A 21,698-nucleotide genomic window follows, 5' to 3' on the forward strand; every position below is an offset into this window, starting at 1 on the left:
AGGCAGACTTCAGTAAAAGCTTCAAAAGCCCGTTCCCCGGGATAAGGGGAACGGGCTTTTTTAAATTCTGCCTAGTCTTCGATGGTAGACAGATCGCCTGCCGGAAGATGCAGCTCCCAGGCCTTAAGTACACGGCGCATAATTTTACCGGACCGGGTCTTGGGCAGCTTATCCTTGAACTCGATTTCGCGCGGTGCAGCATGGGCAGACAAGCCCGCTTTGACAAATGCCGCGATCTCTTCCTTCAGCTCAGCAGTTGGACTGTATCCATCCCGCAGCGAGATGAAGGCCTTGATGATCTCTCCGCGCATGACATCCGGCTTGCCGATTACCCCTGCCTCCGCGACAGCCGGATGCTCCACCAGCTTGCTCTCGACCTCGAAGGGTCCGATCCGCTCCCCGGAGGAATTGATCACATCATCAATCCGGCCCTGAAACCAGAAATAACCGTCTTCATCCATGTACGCCGAGTCCCCAGAGATATACCATCCGGGAATTCGGAAGTATTCATCGTATTTAGCCTGGTTATTCCACACTTTGGCCATCATAGACGGCCAGGGAGTGCGGATGGCCAGATTACCCATGGAATACGGCGGCAGTACGTTGCCGCGGTCATCAAGGATAGCTGCTTCAATCCCCGGCAGCGGCCGTCCCATGGAGCCGGGTTTGATGTCCATTCCCGGGTAGTTGCAGATGAGCTGCGCTCCCGTCTCGGTCATCCACCACGTATCATGAATCCGCTGCTGATAGATTTTATCGCCCCAGCGCACGACCTCCGGGTTCAGCGGCTCGCCGACAGACAGCACATGGCGCAGACTGCTGAGATCGATCCCCTCCAGCGTCTCCTTGCCAGCCCCCATCAGCATCCGGAAAGCCGTGGGCGCACTGTACCATACCGTCACCCCGAAGCGCTCGATCGTCTTATACCAATCCAGCGGACTGAAGCGGCCTCCCCGGACTACATTGGCTACTCCATTCAGCCAGGGAGCAAAAATTCCGTAAGAGGTTCCGGTCACCCAACCCGGATCGGCCGTGCACCAGTACACATCATCCGGCCGCAGGTCCAGAACTACCTTGCCTGTATAATAGTGCTGGATCATGGCTCTCTGCACATGGTAGATGCCTTTGGGCTTCCCGGTGGAGCCGGAGGTATAATGCATAATCAGACCATCCTCCAGGCTCAGCCATTCCGGTTCCAGCTCGGCGGAGGCATCATCCATTTCCGCTTCATAGCTCAGCAACCCCGCATCCTCATCAGCAGAGGCTCCGACTACAAAAATATGGCGCAATCCGGGGAGCTGCTCCCGCTTCACCCGGTGCAGCAGCTCCGGCGTGGTCACCAGCGCCACCGCTCCGCTGTCCTCCAGACGGTCCTTGACCGCCGTCTCCATGAATGCCTCGAACAGCGGACCTGCCACTGCTCCCGTCTTCAGAATGCCAAGCAAGCTGAAATACAGCTCCGGAGTACGCGGCATGAAGATGAACACCCGGTCGCCTTTTCCGATTTCGTATTTGCGCAGTACATTACCGAACTTATTCGAGCGTTCCCGCAAGTCAGCGAAGGTGTAACGCTCCTCGCGCACCGCATCGCTGTAGATCAGTGCCGTAGCAGCCCCCCGCCCCTCTTCGACATGACGGTCTATAGCTTCATGTGCCATATTCACCTTACCGGTCCCATGCCAGGAGAAGCTGCGCTCGACATCCTCCCACCGGAATTCATCAACTGCCCGGGAATAATCCTCCATATTCGAATGCTGCACCCGGCCCGGTAAAATTTCGCCTTGAACTTGCCCCATTACTCTTGCCTCCCCTACTGGTTTGCTTTAAGCTTTAAGGGTACCCTCTAATTCTATTAATTCCGTCAATGCTCTAAATGTGAATATTCCGTGTCGGAATCAGTATATCACAGGAAGCGGTTACATTCCATATTATAGTGAACTGGAAGGGAGCCCAAGCATGGAGCACCATAAAATCCCTGTATCCCATACCATAGGGCATCAAGGCCGGCTGATTTCTGTCCGAGGACCCTTATCTCCCGAAACGCTCCAGACCTTAAGCATGCACCGCGATCTGGACGCCTTCCGTAAGCCGCAGGAGCAGCTTGAAGCCTTGATCGAGATATCTGGCTTACCCGAAGGACGCATCGTAGCAGCAGTGGTCTCAGACGTTATCGTGGGCTATGTTACTTTTCATTATCCGGATGAACTGGAGTTATGGTCTCAGGGCGGGATGGAGGATCTGATTGAGCTGGGAGCCATCGAAGTGGCTGACGAGTATCGCGGAAGCGGGCTTGCGAAGCTGCTGGTTTCAAGCGCTTTTGAAAAGGGACAACTGGAGAACTGCATCGTATTCACAACCGAATATTATTGGCACTGGGACCTCAAGGGGAGCGGTCTTAATGTATGGGAGTACCGCCAGATGATGGAGAAGCTGATGAAGACGGTAGATATGGTGTGGTATGCCACCGATGACCCGGAGATCTGCTCGCATCCGGCGAATTGCCTCATGGTCCGCATGGGCCAGGATGTGCCGCTGTCCTCCCGCGAGACCTTCGACCGTGTGCGCTTCAGACAGCGGTTTATGTATTAATTCAGGCGGCCTGCCTGCAGGTTACATAGCCTTAAGCATATGCTCCAGAATGGCATGGGAATGCTGCGAGGCCGTTACGGTGAACTCACTGTAATTCACATGGGCTGAGCCGTCGGCTTTGTCCGACATTGAACGTACGATTACAAAAGGGATCCCGTTCATATGGCAGACTTGGGCGACCGCCGCACCCTCCATCTCTGCACAGGCCCCGTCCATCTGCTCACGCAGCATAGCTACTGACGCTCTGCTGGCAATGAATTGATCCCCGGACAGCACAATGCCTGTTACAGACTTCTGCTCCAGCTCTAGACAGGCCTCTTCTGCTAACTTCACCAGCAGCGGATCTGCCTGGAAGACGGAGATCTCCTGATACGGAATCACTCCTCTGGCATAACCGAGCGCTGTAACATCCATATCATGCTGAATACAGGATGACGAAATAACAATATCCCCGATGTTCAGCTCAGGGTGCAGCGCCCCGGCCACACCAGTGAACAGCACCTGCTCCACGTCGAAGCTGTCCAGCAGAATCTGTGTGGTTACTGCGGCGTTCACCTTCCCTACCCCTGATTTGCAGACTACAGCTGCCTTCCCGAACACTGTCCCTGCATAAAAGATAATTCCGGCCTTCACCGTGGTCTGCCGATTCTCCATCTCTTCCAGCAGCAGCTTGATTTCTTCATCCATTGCGCCAATCAGCCCCAGTACTCCGCTCATTTCATATCCCCCTCGAACTTTGTGTCCGCAAACATAAAAAGCTCCCGAAGGAGCTTCTTAAGAAACCTATGTTCACGTGCTAAACGTACTGAACTTATTTATTGACATGGTTGACAGACAGACGAAGAATGGTCTCATGCGGCAAAATAACCCGCGGATTCTCAACTGTCTCCTTCTTCATCAGTTTCGTCAGCAGTCTCATCGCTACAGCACCGAGATCATACATCGGCTGTGCTACAGTAGTGAGGAGCGGACGAACCATTGAAGCCATCCGGATGTTGTCTACACTGATAATCGAGAAGTCATCCGGCACCTTAAGGCCTTCATCCTGAATACTGTGAATGGCGCCAATCGCCATCTCATCGGTAGCAGCAAAGATAGCCGTCGGCTTCTTCTTCAGACCCAGGAAGTACTTCATGGCTTCGACACCGGATTCGTAACGATAGTTACCGATGCGTACCAGATCCTCCTGATACTCGATACCTGCCGCCTCCAGCGCCTTCTTGTAGCCGTGGAAGCGGGCATAGCCGTTCGCAGGGTCCTGCAGCGTACCGCTGATCATTGCGATCTCGCGGTGTCCGTGGCGGATCAGCGTATTCACTGCATCAAATGCAGCCGTCTCATGGTCGATGTCCACGGAAGGATACGTTCCCTTCTCATCGCGGGTCGCACAGAGCACGATAGGCACAGCAGAGGTCTGGAACGCCTGAATATGCTCTTCCGTAACGGTTCCGCCCATGAACAGCAGCCCGTCCACCTGCTTCTCGAGCAGTGTGTTAATGACACGAATCTCCTTCTCTTTACGCTTGTCAGCGTTACAGAGAATAATGTTGTAGTGATACATATTGGCAATATCTTCAATCCCGCGTGCAATTTCCGCAAAAATCGAGTTTGAGATATCAGGGATAACAACCCCTACGGTTGTCGTTTTCTTGCTGGCGAGACCTCTCGCCACCGCATTCGGACGATAGCCCAAACGCTCAATCGCTTCAAAAACCTTCTTCCGGGTCTGCGGTTTCACGTTGGGGTTATTATTCACAACCCGTGATACCGTAGCCATAGATACGCCTGCTTCTCGAGCTACATCGTAAATGGTTACCGTCAAATTACTCTCTCCATTGCGATAAATTTTATCGTTCGACTAATTAAAATTATGATACGACACTTTGTACAATTGTGCAATGATAACGCTTCATTTTCCTTTCAAAATTTCTTTCAAAGGTTGAAACGCCAGTCCTGGCGCGGCTTTGACGCCTTCCGCCAATTCCTGATTCTCCAATAGCTTCCAGTGGAAAGCCCTTAAAATTTCAAGAATTCTGTATGCTTTCTCTATCGTATCAAAAAGCGCGTGAAAAATCCAACATTCGTTGAAAGTTTTTCATTGTTTTTGCAGACTTTTTTTCAAAATGTCAAAAAATGCTCTTTATTTGGCACTTTCTGCCGAATGAGCCGTCAACTGGGAGAGGCGCAGGCCGATCTCTTCCATCCACTTCTTGTCGGACAGATCCGCCGCTGTGCGGTATACATCCAGCAGCAGATCAATCCGGCTCTGCATAGCCTTGCGGATAGCCTCCTCCAATTCCGGCAAGCCGCCGGCAAACAAGCCCGCAGCAAAGGTATCCTTCAGCACACTGGCCCACTCATTACGGTCCGCAAAGGACAGATGCAGCTTGCCCGCAGGGCGCTCTCCAAGCTCCCGGATCAGCAGGCCCAGGTCACGCTTAATAACCGGCAAGGGCTCATAACAGGCGCATTGCCCGCAGGTATATACAGGGACATTCGTAATTTTGATCTTCGCACTATAAATCAGCGTGTGCATATGTATGGTCATGATCCCGCCGCAGCCACAAGACTTCTTCATTAATTGTTCGTTATACATCTCCCACACCTCAGAATGATCTTTTAAAAACGCATAGCTTTGCCTTTTCCCTCTCTAGTATTCGACTTCATCCCCCTGAATCCCTTCAAGTTTGCATATAATGTTTTAATTGGCAATAGTCTTAGGAATTTCCATATCGAAAAGTGACTTCAACTGTCTCTTTTGATAGAATGACATAGATATCAGGAAGTTAAGCCGAAGGGAGCTGTACAGAATGAGACTGTCTGGTAAAAAAGTCATTGCGCTGGTGGACGATGAGTTTGAAGATCTTGAGCTGTGGTATCCCGTATACCGCGTGCGTGAGGAAGGGGCGGAGGTACATCTGGCCGGCCTTGAGAAGGGCAAGACGTATGTCGGTAAATATGGCGTACCTGCCACCGCTGAATACAGCTGGGACGAGCTGAAGGCTGCCGATTATGACGGCATCCTCGTTCCCGGAGGCTGGGCACCCGACAAAATCCGCCGCTACAGCGCAGTACTGAAGCTGGTGCAGGATTTCAATACTGCGAAGAAGCCGATTGGCCAGATCTGCCATGCCGGCTGGGTCTTAATCTCCGCCAAAATTCTCGAAGGTGTAACGGTCACCTCCACGCCGGGCATCCGTGACGATATGGAGAATGCCGGAGCCATCTGGAAGGACGAGCCGCTCGTCCAGGACGGACACATCATCTCCGCCCGCCGCCCGCCGGACCTGCCGCCTTACGGCAAAGCGTTCTGCGATGCGCTTGCCGGTGAGTAGCAGGCAACATGAGATCTGCTATAAACAACAAGCCCTGCCCTGTCGTCTGACAGGGTTCAGGGCTTGTTGCCGCTTTTGCTTTTATATGGGGGATTAGCGGATAGGGACAGACAGCTTCTCTTTGATCAGGGCAGGATACGCCTCAATAGTGAACGTCAGCGGCTGCGGGTATTTATTGCTGCCCAGACCCCGGTAGTACATGTGAGGGATGGACTTCGCATTCTCCGGCTCAGTGCGCTGCGGAATATCGATATCAAATTTATCTGCTGAATGAACTGTACCTGCTCCATCGGTAAATGTTTGTCCCAGCATAAGGTCATTGTAGATGCTGTTACTCTGTGCTTGAGAATCATATTCCAGCACCATCGTGGAGCCCTTCTCCGTGTTGTGAATGGACATTTGCAGATTGTGATCCGGAGCCTTAATAATTTGTTGCTTATCCGTATCAATAATTAATTGGGTTGCCTGCTTATCCAGCGCCAGAATTCCATTGATTTGCAGCTGGAGCGATTGTGTCGAGCTCCTGTCGTTGGCAAATATCAGTCTGCCTCCACTGTCCGTAAAGCTGGCGGCGCGTAAAGCCAGATACGAATAATCACCGCTGCCGCCTGCTAAGAACCCCGGTTTGTACATAGAGAAGATCTGTTTGGAGTTCAGCGGGTCGCAGGTATAGTCCAGATAAATGCCGGAGGCGGCCAGATAGACCTCATTAATTTCAATTTTCTGACCGTCTATTTCCAGTGTTTTGTCTACATGTATGGTTTCTCCTGCCTTGGCGAGCTGCTCCCGGTCCAGCGGAAGAGCTACAGAAAATTTAGCGAGAGGGCTATCTGCTGAAGCTGGCGTGAACTGCTTGTACTTACCAAGCTCAAGCTCAAACTTAATTTGATTGGGAAGAGCGCCTGCATCATCACTCTCCCACTGCCTTACCTCATAACCGTAGGTTATACGTTTTGGGGAAATTGAATTATCAGGCCCCAGGGATGTATGCAAAGGATTTGAAACAGCTGATGTTAACTGAATATGTGCTACTCGGGCATTCTCATCAGTCTTATTCTGTAATGAATACAAAACGATAATCCCCTTCTGATCCGCAGCAATTCCATCTACAGTCAGAACAAATCCGTTATGCTCCGCAGTAACACCCGTGACGCGCTGTACAAGGCCATCCTCGATTGCCGAAGATACAGCGTTTGTGGTCATCACAGCTGGAATATACTTTTCAAAGGGTCCGTAGCTCTGAAATATTGCTGCCTGATCCGGAGCTGCCCCCTGTGACTTCAACACCTCACTCGCCCGGGGAAAGGAGAATAACAGCACAAGTCCAAGTACTGCCGCCGCTGTAGCCAGAGCATAACGCTTCCTTAATGACATAGAGCTTCTCCGGGAACGTGTTATGCCTCTGCGGATTGCCGTGTTCAGCCGCATTTCCGGGACCTCCTCCGCTTCTGCCGACAGACTGTGGTAATACTCCTTCAGCAGCTCTTCTTCTGTCTTGACCATGCTATAGTCCCCCTTTGATTTTCATTTTGTCACGTAACTGCTTAAGTCCCTTGTTCAGCCAGGTCTTGACCGTTCCTTCCGGCTTGCCCAGCACCTCGGCAATTTCTGTCAGTGTCATATCCCGGTAATACTTCAGCACAAGCACCTGACGGTATTTGGGCTTTACCGCTTCCAGAGCCTGCTCCATATCCAGCTTACGGTCACTGGTCATCTCCTGCAGTCCAGCGCTTGCCTGTTCCGGCACAGGAGCCGCCAGCCGCTTCCTCCGTTTCAGTTCGTCCTTGCAGCAGTTGATCAGAATCCGGGTCAGCCAGGGTGCGAACCGGACCTCATCCTTCAAGCTCCTGCGCTTTACCCAGGCCCGGTATGTAGTTTCCTGAACCATCTCGAGTGCCTCCGCCTCGCTGCGCAAGTAGCTGTACGCAATACTGTAGAGTATTTTCTTCTGCTCCAGTACCCGGTTGATAAACAGCTGCTCCTGTTCATTCAAGTGGCGCACCTGCTCAGCCTCCCATGTATGCTCCATCCAGGCTTAGTCTCCCCTTTCTTTTTTTGAATTCTGTATATACTGACTGTCCAGCAGTCCAAACGGTTTTACTTTTTTGCACGGCAGGCCTGTTCCCTCAGATCTCAAAACAAAAAGTCCGGTGTGTGGCCCCCTTGACCCTCACCCGGACTTTATTTAGATATTCTTGCTGCTTGTCCTTGAAAACCCGATAACGTTCAGCCGTTACCCGGCTATGATGTCTTCTCTTTGGAATCACCGCCGGCGCCCAGCGGGAATCCGCTCCGTGAGGCAAAAGCAGTAAGCTGCTCCTCTGTCTCGGAGCTGGTGCGGTTGCGGAAGCAGACCTTCGCAATCTCCCTGGCTTCAGAAGCCAGTGTGTTCAGTGTGCGGTGCTTCACCTTCAGCAAGGCTTGCGGTGACATGCTCAGCACATGGATCCCCAGTTCCAGCCAGAGCGGCAGTGAGCGCTCATCTGCGGCCATCTCACCGCATACACTGACATCGATGCCTACGCTGCGTGCCGCATCCACCGTCATGCGGATCATACGCAGCACTCCCGGATGGTACGGATGATACATATGGGCAATCTGCTCATTCATCCGGTCCACAGCCAGTACATACTGCACCAGATCATTCGTGCCGATACTGAAGAAGTCCACTTCCTCCGCCAGCAGGTCGGCAATCATCACTGCGGCCGGAACCTCGATCATTATACCTACCTTCATGTCACGGTTATACGGTACACCCCGGCTGTCGAGCTCGCTCTTTACCTCGTTCAACACTGCTTTGGCCGCCTGCACCTCTTCGACAGAAGAGATCATCGGGAACATCATCCGGACATTGCCGTAATGACTGGCCCGCAGAATGGCTGTAATCTGGGTTTTGAACATGTCCTTGCGGTCCAGGCTGATCCGGATGGCCCGGTAGCCGAGGAACGGGTTCTGCTCCTCCGGCAGCTGGAAGTAATCCAGATGCTTGTCTCCCCCGATATCAAGTGTACGGATGACTACGGTCTCCTTGCCGACTTTTTCCGCAACCAGCTTATAGACTTCGAACTGTTCATCCTCTGTCGGAAAAGTACTACGGTCCATGTACAGAAACTCTGTACGGAACAGTCCCACTCCCTCGGCCCCGTATTTCAGTGCCATGTTCAGCTCCTTCACGGAACTGATATTGCCGGCCAGCCGCAGAGACACACCGTCCTTCGTCACGGCTTCGACGGTTGCAAGCAGCTCCAATTGCTCCCGCTTCCGCTGCTGCTTCGCACGTCTGGTGTTGAAGTCCAGCAGTGTGGATTCATCTGGATGAATCATAACCGCCCCGGTCTCCCCATCGAGCACCAGCATGTCCCCTGTCTGGATAGGAGTCAGGATCTTGTTCTCCAGGCCTGCCACCAGCGGAATGCCGAGCGCACGGGCCATGATGGAGGAATGCGAGGTTTTGCCGCCCATCATCGTCACGATGCCCAGCACATACGCCGGATTCAAATGCGCCAGCTGTGAGGGGGACAGCTCCTTCGCTACCAGAATGTACGGCTGGGTATCTGACGGCAGAGTGACCTCCGGCGCACCCAGGAGATGCTTCAGCAGGCGGTTGCCGACATCCTTGATATCCACTGCACGTTCTTTCATATATTCATCGTCGAGCAAATCGAACATCGCCACGAAGTGGTCGATCGCTTCCTTGACCGCCACCTCGGCTGCCTTGTATTGGCGTTCGATAATGCCGCGGATTTCGCTCATGAACACCGGATCATCCAGGATCGCCAGATGGGCATCGAAAATGCTCGATTCCTCCGGTCCGACGACCTCGCGGAATTCTTTTTTGATAAACTCGATTTCGTCCTTGGAGGTCCGAATGCCTTCGTACAACCGTTCGAACTCCTTAGCCAGATCCACCGGATTCACCTGAGTGTCCGGCAGACTCCATTCCCAGTTCGGCAAGACAAAGGCCTTCCCAATGGCAACACCTGCTGCGGCGCCTACGCCTTGTATCATGCTTCGATCCCTCCAACATTGCTTTCATGTAGTACCACGGACATGACGGAAGACTGCCCCTTTTTCACGTTTTTGAATGGCGCGTAGCTCCAGGATTTGACCCGGTCCGGGTTGGTAATCACCATCGGTGTCGCCAGCGAAGCGGCATGCTCCTTCAAGAAGGCCAGGTCAAACTTGACCAGCAGCTGCCCTGGCTCCACGCTGTCCCCTTCCTGTACAAGCGCCTCAAACGGCCCTTTAAGCTGCGAAGTGTCGATCCCGATATGCATGAGCACCTCCAGCCCTTCGGGCGTAGCAATGCCCACTGCGTGCATCGTAGGGTATACGTGCATCACCTTGCCGAATACAGGCGAGACCAGCTCTCCTTTTTCCGGGACAAAGGCCACTCCATCCCCCACCAGCTTCGCGGCAAAAATATGATCCGGCACCTCTTCAATCGGCATCATCCGCCCCTGGATCGGTGCACTGAACAGCACCTGCGGCAGATCGCGCAGCATCAGCTTGTCGATCTCCTCGCGAATCAGCTCCGAATACGTCCCGAAGACGACCTGCACATTGCCGCCGCCCAGCTTGATAATGCCTGCGGAGCCCAGCCCCTTAAGCGCCCCTGTATCTATGAAGCGGTCATTATGCACCGTTAATCTCAGCCGGGTGATGCAGGCCTGAACCTGCACAATATTCTCCTTGCCGCCCAGCGCCTCCAGAATCAGCGGAGCCTGATACGGGATATTGCCCGCCCAGTCGCCCAGCTCAGAGCCTTCCTCACGGCCAGGGGTAGGAATCTGAAACCGGCGGATCGCCCAGCGGAACACGTTGTAATACACAATGCCATAGCCGATCCCGATTGGAATCAGCAGCCAGGCCCGCTGGGACAGATGCATGTTGAGGAAGAAATCGATGGTCCCCGCCGAATAGGAGAAGCCGTGATGAATCCCGAGCGAGTAGGTCAGCACCATCGCAAGCCCGGACATAACCACATGCAGCGCAAACAAATACGGCGACGCGAACAAGAAGGCAAATTCAATCTGCTCCGACACACCGGTCAAAAAGCACACTAAAGCTGCACGCAAAAAAGTCTTCTTGATCTTGGGCTTGAGGTCCTCGCGCGCTTCCTGAATGATTGCAAAGGCAATTGCGGGCAGGGCGAACATCATAATCGGGAACAGTCCGGCCATGAACACACCCGCTGTAGGATCACCGGCAAAAAAGCGCGGCAAATCCCCCTGTACGACTGCACTGCCGTCAGGCGTCGTAAAGGAGCCCAATTGGAACCAGAACACATTATTCAGAATATGGTGCAGGCCAAAGGCCGTCAGCACCCTGTACAGCACCCCGTAGACGAACACTCCATAGCCGCCGGTCACCTGCACTACCCTGAACAGCTCATTAAGCAGTTCCTGCAGGAGGGGAGACACTCCGAGCATGACCCAGGCGAACAGCGCCGAGAATAAGCCCATGAACAGCAAAACAAAACGCGACCCGCCAAAAAACTGGATCGCCTCCGGCAGCTTGATATTCTTAAACCGGTTATGCGCTACACCGGCTACAATCCCCAGGATAATCCCAATTAATGTTGCAGGCTGTACAGCCCCGTCTCCCATGTTGGACACAATCCGGTCATAAGTGAACATCCCTGCGAGTGCGGCCAGTCCGGCCGGTCCGGCCTGATTGGACAACCCCCACGCCACACCGACAGCAAACAAATAAGGCATGAAATAGAATATTCCTTGCCCCGCGTACGTCGTCACTTCGGATACCGAAGAAAGTCCCCATGCAGACCACGGTAAGCTGCCCAGACTCAGCAGAATCGCTGCCGCCGGAAGCACCATGGTAGGAAGCATAATGGCTCTGCCCAACTGCTGCAAAGATCCGAGCCAGTTCAAGGCGACCCTCTCCTTTCTTTCTATATTGAATGGTAAGCGTTACAGCAGTTTTTGTCAAAAGAATCTGGGCGTGAAAAGGACGACTCCTGCGACTCCTGCGACTCCTGTGACTCCTGTGACTCCTGTGACTCCTGTGACTCCTGTGACTCCTGTGACTCCTGTGACTCCTGTGACTCCTGTGACTCCTGTGACTGGATAAGTGTAGTTTGTACAACTATATTTGGCAATACGACCTTCTATTTTACTTTAACTGCACTCTGTACAACTATTTTTGGACAATTTAACTCTAATCGCAATAATGCGTATTTTTAGTTGTACGAAGTGCGATTAAACCCAATAAACACCTTATCCAGCGCATTTTAGTTGTACGAACTACACTTAAGCCAATTATCGCATAGATTACATGTTACATCTTGAGCTCCTCCTTCACCATATTTGATCTAGCCGCATGGAATTCACCTCGTAATACCGTATCCGTTCTTTTGAAGAGACTGGTTTGATGAAACCCTTATCACTCAACGCCACCAGCAGCTTGTGTGCTGTCCGGTAATTAATGTGTAAAGATTCAATTAAGTCTTTAGGCCGAAGCGGTCTAGAAATCCGCCATGCCAGCCTTAGCACATCCATTTCTTTTGACAATAGTTGCTCCCTGCTGGACGAACTCCGCGCCAAATACGGCGCCAGCGCCAGCTGCAGCAGCATCCGGCACACTTCGGGACGCTGCTGGATGTCGTCGAACGAGAAGTGCAGCATCTTCCAGCCTATCCCGGTCAGGAAGGTGTCCCGGTTAAGCGCATAGTTGAACTTCTCCCGGTCCATATCCTTGATATGGCTCTGATAGCCGTCACACTCAATCCCGAAGCGGGTCCCGTTCTGCGGCAGAAAGGCAAAATCCAGAAACTGCGATTTCCGGTTCCAGTCATACACCTCATATTCCGGGTGCAACTGCTCCAGTGACTCGAATAGCGGCCACCATACATTCTGCAGAAATAGCTTCTCCGCATAGTTATGTCCGCGCAGCAGCCTCCCGCGCCGTTCACCCGTTCTTACAATTGTATGTGCCTCCATAAAGTTGCTGTGTGCCTGCTCAAATTCCATATCTACTTCCCCCTCCCTGAAAATACAAAAAACGCCCTTTCCCCATTTAAAATGGAGTAAAGGACGTTCTTCGTCTGTGTCAAGTATAGCAATACTTATTAGTAAAACTAATCGAGAATGCAGCAACCAGGTCTGAGGTACGTTTGGCAAAATTTAATCTGGATAGTTCTGAACTACAAGTATATCCGGATCTGTGTACCTGATCATGCATACGATTCGTCTTACCCCCGGCTCCGGCCCTTCATCGTGATCGCTTCCTCCACCTTGATGCAGCGGTCCATGATTGCGATCATATGATTTGCAGCGGCAATGTCCGCCGCCTCCTCGCTGATGATCCCCTGCTGCAGCCAGAGAACACGCGCGCCGATATCAGCAGCCTCCTGAGCTACAGCTGCGCAGTATTCGCTGCGGCGGAACACATTCACAATATCCACCGGCTCCGGAATCTCCGCCAGCGTATGGTAGCATTTCTCACCCAGGATTTCCCCGTCTACTAACGGATTGACCGGAATGATCCGGTAGCCCCGGCTCTGCATAGCGCCTGCAACCATGTATGAGGTACGGTCTGTTTTGTCGGATAGGCCAACAACAGCGATATTGCCTGCCGCAGCCAGAATCTCGCCGATTTCTTCCCTGCTTGGATTCTCAAAGCTCATGTGTATTACCCCTTCCGGTTATGAGATATACGTACATCATACTCTGCAACGGAAAAAGTTCCAAATCACCACACCGCCATCATTCGCGCCACATCGTTAATCTGCGATTAGCGATAAGCAACCTGAAGACTCAGGAGCTAAAGCAGACTCACTTCACCCATTCCACATCCGCACCCAGCAAGCGCAGATGATCGAAGTACTGCGGATAAGACTTCGCCACATGATGGGCATCCTTGATGAGCAGTGGCTGGCGTGCCCGCAGCCCTACTACAGTAAGGGCCATAATCACACGGTGGTCATAGTGGGCATTAATCGTTACGCCGCCTTCCACGCCCTCCGGTGTGCCATGCACAATAATCTCATCCCGGCGTTCCTCAACCTTCGCACCGGCCCGGGTCAGCTCTGCCAGATAATCCGTGATGCGGTCGCATTCCTTGTAGCGCAGATTCTCCACATTGTAGAAGCGTGAGGTCCCTTCGGCAAAAACCGCCGCGGCCACCATAGCCAGGACCGCATCAGTTGCCGCATCGCCGTCGAATTCCACCGCCTTCAGGACCCCGTTCCCCTGCACATGCACTGTTCCGTTCTCATGGGTGAGCGGCACCTCCATCATCCGCAGCACATCAACAATGGCCCGCTCCCCCTGCTTGCTTCTCTCCGCCAGCCGGTGAATCGTCACATCCGACTTAGTCACCGCTGCGGCCGCAAGCACTGCGGCTGATCCCGGATAATCGCCTTGCACCGTATAGGTCTTGGCAGCATAGCTCTGGCGTCCAGGCACCTTGAAGGACATATAATCGTCCGCCGCATGTACGATAATCCCTGCCTGCTCCAGCACCTCCAGCGTCTGCCCGATGACCACCTTGGATTTCAGATCATCCAGCACGATGATCTCACTGTCTTCTTCAAGCAGCGGGGTCAGGAATAAAAGTGCGCTGAGATACTGCGAGCTGACGGCACCGGAGACGGTAATCCGTCCGCCCTGCGGCTTGCCGCCGCGGATCGTAATCGGCAGTCTTCCGTTATTATGCTCTACTTCCACGCCGAGCTGGCCAAGTGCCAGAATCAGGTCGTCATGCGGCCGCTTGCCCAGAGAATCGGGATACGTATTCACGAAGGTAACCTCCGGGCTAAGCGCAGCCACCGCCATCAGGAAGCGCAGCACAGCGCCGGCATTACCGACATTCAGCTCCTTTACGTCACGGGGATGGCGGCCGAACCCCTGCACGATGATTTTCTCATCATCTTCGGTCAGGACTGCACCGAGATCAGCGATACATCTGCGGATCGCGTCGCTGTCCTCGCTGTGGGCAGGATGGTAGATCGTGCTGACTCCTTCAGAGAGAGCGGCTACCAGCAGGTAGCGCGTGGTGTAGTTTTTGGAGGACAGGGCTCCGAATTCTCCTTGCAGCGTCGGCGTAGGCCTAACAATAACGTCCATAGTATAAGCGCTCCTTCATAATATATAGTCTGTATGTACGGGCCTGTTTGACAGGGTAATCCGCAGTTGTGTTATTATTGCGTGAAGAGAATCCATTCCCATTCGGGCAGAAAAGAGGGTACTATCATGAATGAAATTCCGCAAATTACACCGCAGGAGCTGCGTAAACGGCTCGCTGCCGGCGAAGAACTTGTACTGATCGACGTCCGTGAAGAGGATGAGGTTGCCTTCGGCATGATTCCCGGTGCGCAGCATATCCCGATGGGCCAGATCCCGCAGCAGACGGAGAAGCTTCCGTCAGACACTGAGATCATCTTCATTTGCCGTTCCGGCAACCGTAGCCAGCGGGTCTGTGAATATCTGCAGCAATTCGGCATTCAAGGCTCTAACCTGAGCGGCGGCATGATCGAGTGGGATGATACCAGCGCGGAATAGCCTCATCCTGATGCATAGCGCCAACACACATAAAAGCTCAAGCGCGGTAACGCAGTAAAATGTATTGCGAGACCTCTGCCACATTTAACTCCGTTGTATCGACCGTGCAATGCGCGAAACGGTAAGCTTCTCTGCGCTGTTCCATAATGGAACGGACCCGGTTTGCCGCATTGCCGGCGAGCAGCGGCCGGTTCTCATCCCCGCTGACCCGTTCAATAATGGTATCCTCCGAGGCTGTAAGGGCCACTACGAATCCATGCTCCAGCATGACTTCGGCATTCCCCGGCGCAAGCACCGCCCCTCCGCCTGTAGAGATCACTTTGCGCTCTCCCTGCAGCATTTCCTGAAGTACCGCTGATTCAATACTCCGGAATGCCTGCTCTCCGCCTTCCGCGAAGATATCCGCAATACTACGGCCCTCTCTTCCGGTAATCACTGCATCCAGATCAACCAGTTCATAGTCAAGCTCCTCGGCCAGAATGGCGCCTACTGTGGATTTCCCCGTAGCCATCATCCCGACGAGAATGATATTTCGATCGTCCATAACAACCTCCAAGCCGCGACATTTGTCATATCATAACACAGGGTGAAAAGTTTGCACAATGCCGGCAGCCTTCATTTTCAGGCGGGCTGTGCCTGCCATGGCTATGCCTCATGGATGCAAAAAACCCGAAAGCCCTCCGCATGAAGCGGAAAGCATCTCGGGTTCCTAAGCAATAAGCTGAACGCTGCCTGTTACTCTGCCAGCCAGTTGTGGTGGAACACGCCTTCTTTGTCCACACGCTTGAAGGTGTGAGCGCCGAAGTAATCGCGCTGTGCTTGCAGCAGGTTCGCCGGAAGACGTTCTGTACGGTAGCTGTCGTAGTATGCAAGGGCGCTGGAGAATCCCGGAACCGGAATACCCAGAGTTACAGCCGAAGCGATAACCTTGCGCCATGCCGACTGGTAGTTGTCCATAACATCCTTGAAGAACGGATCAAGCAGAAGGTTCTTCAGCTCTGCATTATTGGCATAGGCATCCGTGATGTTCTGCAGGAACCGGGAACGGATGATGCAGCCGCCGCGCCAGATCTTGGCCAGCTCGCCGTATTTCAGATTCCAGCCGTATTCGTCAGAAGCCACACGCAACTGGGCGAAGCCCTGGGCATACGATACGATCTTGCTGGCGAACAACGCTTTACGCACGTTCTCGATGAATTCAGCCTTGTCACCATCGAATGGAGCCGTAGCAGGGCCGCTCAGCACCTTGCTGGCTTCAACGCGTTCTTCCTTCATGGCAGACAGGAAGCGGGAGAAGACGGATTCGGTAATCATGGACAGCGGAACGCCGAGATCCAGCGAGCTTTGGCTTGTCCACTTGCCGGTACCCTTTTGTCCGGCAGCATCAAGGATGACGTCCACCATCGGCTTGCCGGTCTCTTCGTCATACTGGGCGAAGATATCCTTCGTAATCTCGATCAGATAGCTGTCCAGCTCGCCGTTATTCCACTCTGCGAAGGTGCTGTGCAGCTCCTTGGCATCCAGACCCAGAACGTCCTTGAGCAGGTGGTAGGCTTCGCCGATCAGCTGCATGTCGCCATACTCGATGCCGTTATGCACCATTTTGACATAGTGTCCTGCGCCGTCCGGCCCTATATATGTACAGCAAGGCTCTCCGCCCACGTGAGCTGAAATCGCCGTAAGGATAGGTTCAACCAGCTTATACGCGCTTTCTTGACCGCCAGGCATAATGGAAGGACCCTTGAGTGCTCCTTCTTCACCGCCGGACACGCCGGTGCCGACGAAGCGGAAGCCTTTGTCTTCAAGATATTTGCTGCGGCGTACCGTGTCAGGGAAATAAGCGTTACCGCCATCGATGATGATATCGCCTTGATCCAAATACGGCAGAAGCTGCTCAATGGTGGCATCCGTAGCCTGGCCTGCCTGAACCATGATCAGAATCTTGCGCGGTACTTCCAGCGACCCTACGAACTCTTCAACGGAGAACGTGCCTACCAGGTTCTTGCCTGCTGCTTCTGCGACCAGATCATGTGTCTTCTCCGGGGAACGGTTAAACACGGATACGCTGAAGCCTTTGCTCTCGATGTTAAGAGCCAAATTTTTGCCCATTACCGCCAAGCCAATAACGCCGATTTGTTGTTTTGACATCTGGTTCTCCACCCTTTGCACCCTGTATTTTTGTGAAATCCATTTCTCGCAGTATAAGAATACCACCCTTTGTCAGAGACAGCAAAGTTCTGCCTGCGAAAGAGAGATCAATTTCATTGACAAACTTCGATCCATCAGGGAAATTGCTCACAATGACTATTTTAACGGTTTTGTCCGCAGAAGTGAACCCCCTCCACCAGAAAGGCACAATAAAAGGACACCCCATTATGGGATGCCCTTAATCGCCTAAGTTCACTCAGTGCACTACCACTCCAGCGCTGCCAGCTCCCTGGTCAATTGCTCAAGCCTCGCTGTGCTGGCCGCCACCGCTTCCGTATCTCGCTCACGCATAGCTTCATTCAGCAAGTCGAGCTGTTCATCCACGGCAAGCCTGCGGTCACGGATCCGCTCTTCGCCCTCTATGGAGTAGAACAGCTTCGTCAGCTCCTGATCCGACAGCAGCGGCCCCTTCTGGTACAGCACACGCTGCTGATAACCGGAAATCTCCACCAGGCGGATGACTTCACCGAATAAAATATTCTCTATAATGATCTGACGGTCGCGGAAGCGCTTGACAACGGCATGACCTCTCATATCCCCAATCAGCTTCTCCATCCATTCTGACAGGCGCGCATCACGGATCATGTAGTCTCCCACCAGCTTGAAGCCGTCCTTAATCCTCTGGAAGCGCAGCTTCACAAGCTTGCGGCCGGTGCGCACCGAAATAAGAAAAACACTCTCGTTCTCACTCCAGTACAGGGAATAACCTTCCTTGATCAGGTCCTTGATTAGATCCTGGATATGCTGTCTGTCGAACCGCAGCTCCAGATTGCAGTACTCCACTTCATCGTTTTTGTTCACGGCACTCCCCCCTAACTGCTTGATTTAAGCATAGTCAGCTTCACGGCCTAACCTAAGAGTAGAACAGACTGCCGGACCTCCGCTTGCACCTTGATGCTTTGTGTGGCTTACACTTATTTTATACTTCATAATATGTAGCGGTAACTTGGTTTATTGACTATTTTTACCCGTTTTTGGCCTTTTCCAAACGCTGGAACTCGTTTTAGGTGAGTTAGACCAGCCCTTTTATATGCAAAAACAGCAATAAAGCCGCATTGCGCCTCCTTTTCAGGCAGTCTACGGCTTATTGCATTTCCACACGGGCTCCCCCCCCCTGTGTCCGCTCTACTCAGTGCGCCCTGCCGTGCTTCAGCTTCGTCCGGTGGACGATCAGCAGATGCAGGCCGAATAACACAACCATTACACCCGCGCTGGCCAGAAAAGGGGCACCGTGGCTGACCGTATCCCACAGCTTGCCTGACACCACCGGACCGGCAACCATCCCTGAGCCCTGCAGCGTCAGGAAGAGCCCCCAGACGGTCCCGCGCTCACCCTCCGGCACCTGCTTGGCCAGGAAGGCGTTCCACGCCGGGAGAATCAGCGCATAGCTGATCCCGACCAGCGCCACCGCCACGAAGGCCAGCGGCAGCCAGCGGACCTGTGAGAAGAAAGCCATGGAGCAGGCTGCCAGCAGGAAGCCGATATTAAGGAAGATGGAGGTGCCGACCTTATCGACCAGCTTCCCGGCGGGTATAAGGGTTAGCACGGTAATCCCTCCTCCGGCAATCAGCAGCAGGCTGAACTGGTTGGGGGTGACATGCAGCTCCGAACGTGCGAACAAGGTGACCACCGGGGTCATAAGCCCGATCGCAAAAGCCTGCAGGAACAATGCCGGGAACAGCAGGCGGCTTACCTTCAGGGAGGAGGTGACCTGCTGCCAGGTCCGCTTCAGACTCTCCAGGGGCCTTACCGGCTTACGCGGCACCGGTGGCCCTTCCGCCGATATCTCTCGGACAACGCGCGGCGCATGACCGCCGATCTTCGAGGGCAGGAACAGCGCCACGGCTACAACAGCAGCAGCGAAGCCCATCAGCACCAGGAAGACCGTCCGGTAGCCCTGTCCGCCATGATCCATCATGAAGTTGACGATAATCGGACCGACGCCGGTTCCGGCCAGTGAGGCCATCTCCACCGCCCCCATGGCTGCGCCGCTGCTGCCGCTCTGGGTAGAGCCTGCCAGCTCGGTGATACCAGTCATCGTACAAGGCCACAGCGGCGAGGTGCCGATCCCCAGAATCAGACAGGCGAGGGACAAGCTTACGGCATCTTTGGCATAGATAATCAGCCCGACTGCCACCAGCAGCAGCAGCAGCGCTCCTGTCATCGTCCAGCGGTAGCCGATCCGCTCCATGACCCAGCCGAACGGGCTGCGGAACAGGTTATCCCCGAGATACTGCAGCGCGAAGGCGAACCCGACCACCGTTACGGAGAGGCCCAGAATATTCTCCATATAGACCGGCAGCAGAGCTACCAGCAGCGATCCTTTGACGAATTCGACCAGGAAAATAATGATCCACATTTTTAATATGAACGGTGAGGCTAAACTGATATGCATACGTTCCGCTGCTTTGCCAGACATTTCATCACATCCTAGTATTATGTTGATTGATTTGTTATACTGATGCTTGCTCAAGTAGAAATAGGTATTCTGTCCCTCCGGGGACGCCTTTTGCTTCAGCGAAATCAAAAAACCACTCTTCGCGAAAGGTTGTGACAGCATTAAATGAATCAACAAGCTACTCCCCTCTTCACTGCTCTCAAAAAGCATGCCGCCGGAAATCCAGTTCAATTCCATATTCCGGGACATAAGAAGGGGCTAGGGACCGATGCCGAATTCCGTGAGTTTATCGGCGATAACGCTCTATCCATAGATTTGATCAATATTGCACCGCTTGATGATCTTCATCAGCCCACCGGGGTTATTCTTGAAGCTCAGAAGCTGGCTGCAGAGGCTTTCGGCGCCGATTACACGTATTTCAGTGTACAAGGCACGAGCAATGCCATCATGACTATGATCCTCTCTGTCTGCTCAGAAGGAGACAAAATTATTGTGCCGCGCAATATTCACAAATCGGTAATGTCGGCCATTATTTTCTCCGGAGCCAAGCCTATTTTCGTCTCTCCTGTACAGGATGAGAATCTTGGGATAGACCACGGCATAACCACCAGCTCGCTGGAACGGGCTTTAAGGCGCCATCCGGATGCCAAGGGTGTCCTCGTTATCAATCCGACGTATTTCGGCGTATGCGCCGACCTCCGTTCGATTGTCGACCTGGCCCACAGTTACGGGGTTCCCGTACTTGTGGACGAGGCACATGGAGTACTGATTCATTTTCATGAGGACTTACCGGTATCGGCCATGCAGGCCGGTGCAGATATGGCAGCAACCAGTGTGCATAAGCTGGGCGGCTCCATGACGCAGAGCTCGGTACTGAACCTCAATGCCAAGACGGGTCTTGTCAACCCACAGCGGGTACAGACCATTCTCAGCATGCTGACCACCACTTCAACCTCATATATTCTGCTTGCCTCTCTGGATACCTCCAGACGCAACCTTGCCCTGAACGGCCATGAGATGGCGGCGAGAACCATCGCCTTGTCCAATTATGCCCGCAATTCGATCAACGAGATCGAGGGGCTGTACAGCTTCGGCAAAGAAATTCTCGGAACAGAAGCCACCTTCAATCATGATCCGACGAAGCTGAACATTCATGTAAGGCATCTGGGTATTACCGGTTACGAGACCGAGAACTGGCTCCGGCAGAAGTACAACATCGAAGTTGAACTCAGCGACATGTATAATATTCTTTGCCTGATTACCCCTGGAGATACTAAGGAATCTGTAGATAAGCTGCTTGCGGCGCTGCAGGTGCTCTCAGCGATCCATTACAGCAAGGGTGAGATCTATGAGCTTAAGGTACAGGTGCCGAATATTCCGCAGCTGGCCCTAATCCCGAGAGATGCCTTCTATGCGGATACGCAGCTGATTCCCTTCCGGGAGTCTGCCGGCTACATCATTGCAGAATTCATCTACGTCTATCCGCCGGGAATTCCTATTCTTCTCCCTGGAGAAGTTATTACCCAGGATAATATCGACTATATCATTGACCATGTAGAAATCGGATTGCCCGTCAAAGGACCCGAAGACCGCAGCATTACCAATATAAAAGTAATTGTCGAAGCTGAGCCGATCTCCTAAGGCTTG

Annotated in this window: 19 protein-coding genes; 4 read left to right on the forward strand and 15 right to left on the reverse strand. The window is 53.2% G+C overall.

What is annotated here, in order from left to right:
- Positions 1-71 precede the first annotated feature (71 nt).
- Positions 72-1,796: an acetate--CoA ligase gene (gene acsA / locus C173_RS24155; protein ID WP_036729469.1), complete on the reverse strand. Its 1,725-nt coding sequence runs from the start codon at positions 1,794-1,796 to the stop codon at positions 72-74.
- 160 nt (positions 1,797-1,956) lie between these two features.
- Between acsA and C173_RS24160 the strand changes: the two genes are divergently transcribed.
- Positions 1,957-2,589, forward strand: coding sequence for a GNAT family N-acetyltransferase (locus C173_RS24160; RefSeq protein WP_036729471.1), 633 nt, complete (start codon positions 1,957-1,959; stop codon positions 2,587-2,589).
- A gap of 21 nt (positions 2,590-2,610) precedes the next feature.
- Here C173_RS24160 and C173_RS24165 read toward each other — a convergent pair whose 3' ends face one another.
- From C173_RS24165 to C173_RS24175, 3 genes are all read right to left on the reverse strand, one after another.
- Positions 2,611-3,306 (reverse strand): 5'-methylthioadenosine/adenosylhomocysteine nucleosidase, encoded by a 696-nt coding sequence (locus C173_RS24165; protein ID WP_036729473.1) that lies wholly within the window; start codon positions 3,304-3,306, stop codon positions 2,611-2,613.
- Between the two features lie 94 nt (positions 3,307-3,400).
- Entirely contained in the window at positions 3,401-4,411 is a 1,011-nt protein-coding gene (ccpA, locus tag C173_RS24170) for a catabolite control protein A (protein WP_036695017.1), read from the reverse strand.
- 318 nt (positions 4,412-4,729) lie between these two features.
- Positions 4,730-5,167, reverse strand: a complete 438-nt coding sequence (locus C173_RS24175; protein WP_036729477.1) for a hypothetical protein — start codon at positions 5,165-5,167, stop codon at positions 4,730-4,732.
- A 232-nt stretch (positions 5,168-5,399) separates the two neighbouring features.
- Between C173_RS24175 and C173_RS24180 the strand changes: the two genes are divergently transcribed.
- Positions 5,400-5,924, forward strand: a complete 525-nt coding sequence (locus C173_RS24180; RefSeq protein WP_036729480.1) for a type 1 glutamine amidotransferase domain-containing protein — start codon at positions 5,400-5,402, stop codon at positions 5,922-5,924.
- 93 nt (positions 5,925-6,017) lie between these two features.
- Here the strand turns inward: C173_RS24180 and C173_RS24185 are convergent, their stop codons facing one another.
- From C173_RS24185 to aroA, 7 genes are all read right to left on the reverse strand, one after another.
- Positions 6,018-7,427, reverse strand: coding sequence for a DUF4179 domain-containing protein (locus tag C173_RS24185; protein WP_036729482.1), 1,410 nt, complete (start codon positions 7,425-7,427; stop codon positions 6,018-6,020).
- Position 7,428: 1 nt separating this feature from the next.
- The gene (locus C173_RS24190) at positions 7,429-7,953 is read right to left on the reverse strand and encodes a sigma-70 family RNA polymerase sigma factor (RefSeq protein WP_051478334.1); all 525 of its coding nucleotides are present in this window, start codon (positions 7,951-7,953) and stop codon (positions 7,429-7,431) included.
- 212 nt (positions 7,954-8,165) lie between these two features.
- Positions 8,166-9,932, reverse strand: a complete 1,767-nt coding sequence (ptsP, locus tag C173_RS24195) for a phosphoenolpyruvate--protein phosphotransferase (protein WP_036729485.1) — start codon at positions 9,930-9,932, stop codon at positions 8,166-8,168.
- Complete coding sequence (locus C173_RS24200; RefSeq protein WP_036729487.1) at positions 9,929-11,815, reverse strand: glucose PTS transporter subunit IIA; 1,887 nt, start codon at positions 11,813-11,815, stop codon at positions 9,929-9,931. The genes ptsP and C173_RS24200 overlap by 4 nt, the downstream gene beginning before the upstream one ends.
- A 426-nt stretch (positions 11,816-12,241) precedes the next feature.
- The gene (locus tag C173_RS24205) at positions 12,242-12,913 is read right to left on the reverse strand and encodes a hypothetical protein (protein WP_036729490.1); all 672 of its coding nucleotides are present in this window, start codon (positions 12,911-12,913) and stop codon (positions 12,242-12,244) included.
- 221 nt (positions 12,914-13,134) lie between these two features.
- Positions 13,135-13,569 (reverse strand): CoA-binding protein, encoded by a 435-nt coding sequence (locus tag C173_RS24210; RefSeq protein ID WP_036729492.1) that lies wholly within the window; start codon positions 13,567-13,569, stop codon positions 13,135-13,137.
- A gap of 148 nt (positions 13,570-13,717) precedes the next feature.
- Positions 13,718-15,010: a 3-phosphoshikimate 1-carboxyvinyltransferase gene (gene aroA, locus C173_RS24215; RefSeq protein ID WP_036729494.1), complete on the reverse strand. Its 1,293-nt coding sequence runs from the start codon at positions 15,008-15,010 to the stop codon at positions 13,718-13,720.
- Positions 15,011-15,136: 126 nt separating this feature from the next.
- Between aroA and C173_RS24220 the strand changes: the two genes are divergently transcribed.
- Entirely contained in the window at positions 15,137-15,445 is a 309-nt protein-coding gene (locus C173_RS24220; RefSeq protein WP_036729496.1) for a rhodanese-like domain-containing protein, read from the forward strand.
- Positions 15,446-15,482: 37 nt separating this feature from the next.
- Here the strand turns inward: C173_RS24220 and C173_RS24225 are convergent, their stop codons facing one another.
- From C173_RS24225 to C173_RS24240, 4 genes are all read right to left on the reverse strand, one after another.
- Positions 15,483-15,989, reverse strand: a complete 507-nt coding sequence (locus C173_RS24225; RefSeq protein WP_036729499.1) for a shikimate kinase — start codon at positions 15,987-15,989, stop codon at positions 15,483-15,485.
- Positions 15,990-16,180: 191 nt separating this feature from the next.
- Positions 16,181-17,593: an NADP-dependent phosphogluconate dehydrogenase gene (gndA, locus tag C173_RS24230; RefSeq protein ID WP_036729501.1), complete on the reverse strand. Its 1,413-nt coding sequence runs from the start codon at positions 17,591-17,593 to the stop codon at positions 16,181-16,183.
- Positions 17,594-17,857: 264 nt separating this feature from the next.
- Positions 17,858-18,454, reverse strand: coding sequence for a hypothetical protein (locus C173_RS24235; protein WP_036729504.1), 597 nt, complete (start codon positions 18,452-18,454; stop codon positions 17,858-17,860).
- A gap of 328 nt (positions 18,455-18,782) precedes the next feature.
- On the reverse strand, positions 18,783-20,072 hold the full coding sequence (locus C173_RS24240) for an MFS transporter (RefSeq protein ID WP_051478335.1): 1,290 nt from the start codon (positions 20,070-20,072) through the stop codon (positions 18,783-18,785).
- Positions 20,073-20,216: 144 nt separating this feature from the next.
- Here C173_RS24240 and C173_RS24245 point away from each other — a divergent pair, with 144 nt between their 5' ends.
- Positions 20,217-21,692, forward strand: a complete 1,476-nt coding sequence (locus tag C173_RS24245; protein ID WP_036729506.1) for an aminotransferase class I/II-fold pyridoxal phosphate-dependent enzyme — start codon at positions 20,217-20,219, stop codon at positions 21,690-21,692.
- Positions 21,693-21,698 lie beyond the last annotated feature (6 nt).

Source organism: Paenibacillus sp. FSL R7-277 (genome assembly GCF_000517965.1).
In the GTDB taxonomy this organism is placed as follows: domain Bacteria; phylum Bacillota; class Bacilli; order Paenibacillales; family Paenibacillaceae; genus Paenibacillus_AQ; species Paenibacillus_AQ silagei.

Coding starts and splice junctions, on each gene's coding strand:
- C173_RS24160 (WP_036729471.1), top strand. CDS start 1,957: ATGGAGCACCATAAAATCCCTGTATCCCATACCATAGGGCATCAAGGC.
- C173_RS24240 (WP_051478335.1), bottom strand. CDS start 20,072: ATGTCTGGCAAAGCAGCGGAACGTATGCATATCAGTTTAGCCTCACCG.
- C173_RS24245 (WP_036729506.1), top strand. CDS start 20,217: ATGAATCAACAAGCTACTCCCCTCTTCACTGCTCTCAAAAAGCATGCC.
- aroA (WP_036729494.1), bottom strand. CDS start 15,010: ATGGACGTTATTGTTAGGCCTACGCCGACGCTGCAAGGAGAATTCGGA.
- C173_RS24175 (WP_036729477.1), bottom strand. CDS start 5,167: ATGAAGAAGTCTTGTGGCTGCGGCGGGATCATGACCATACATATGCAC.
- gndA (WP_036729501.1), bottom strand. CDS start 17,593: ATGTCAAAACAACAAATCGGCGTTATTGGCTTGGCGGTAATGGGCAAA.
- acsA (WP_036729469.1), bottom strand. CDS start 1,796: ATGGGGCAAGTTCAAGGCGAAATTTTACCGGGCCGGGTGCAGCATTCG.
- C173_RS24185 (WP_036729482.1), bottom strand. CDS start 7,427: ATGGTCAAGACAGAAGAAGAGCTGCTGAAGGAGTATTACCACAGTCTG.
- C173_RS24220 (WP_036729496.1), top strand. CDS start 15,137: ATGAATGAAATTCCGCAAATTACACCGCAGGAGCTGCGTAAACGGCTC.
- C173_RS24225 (WP_036729499.1), bottom strand. CDS start 15,989: ATGGACGATCGAAATATCATTCTCGTCGGGATGATGGCTACGGGGAAA.
- C173_RS24210 (WP_036729492.1), bottom strand. CDS start 13,569: ATGAGCTTTGAGAATCCAAGCAGGGAAGAAATCGGCGAGATTCTGGCT.
- ptsP (WP_036729485.1), bottom strand. CDS start 9,932: ATGATACAAGGCGTAGGCGCCGCAGCAGGTGTTGCCATTGGGAAGGCC.
- C173_RS24165 (WP_036729473.1), bottom strand. CDS start 3,306: ATGAGCGGAGTACTGGGGCTGATTGGCGCAATGGATGAAGAAATCAAG.
- C173_RS24205 (WP_036729490.1), bottom strand. CDS start 12,913: ATGGAATTTGAGCAGGCACACAGCAACTTTATGGAGGCACATACAATT.
- C173_RS24190 (WP_051478334.1), bottom strand. CDS start 7,953: ATGGAGCATACATGGGAGGCTGAGCAGGTGCGCCACTTGAATGAACAG.
- C173_RS24180 (WP_036729480.1), top strand. CDS start 5,400: ATGAGACTGTCTGGTAAAAAAGTCATTGCGCTGGTGGACGATGAGTTT.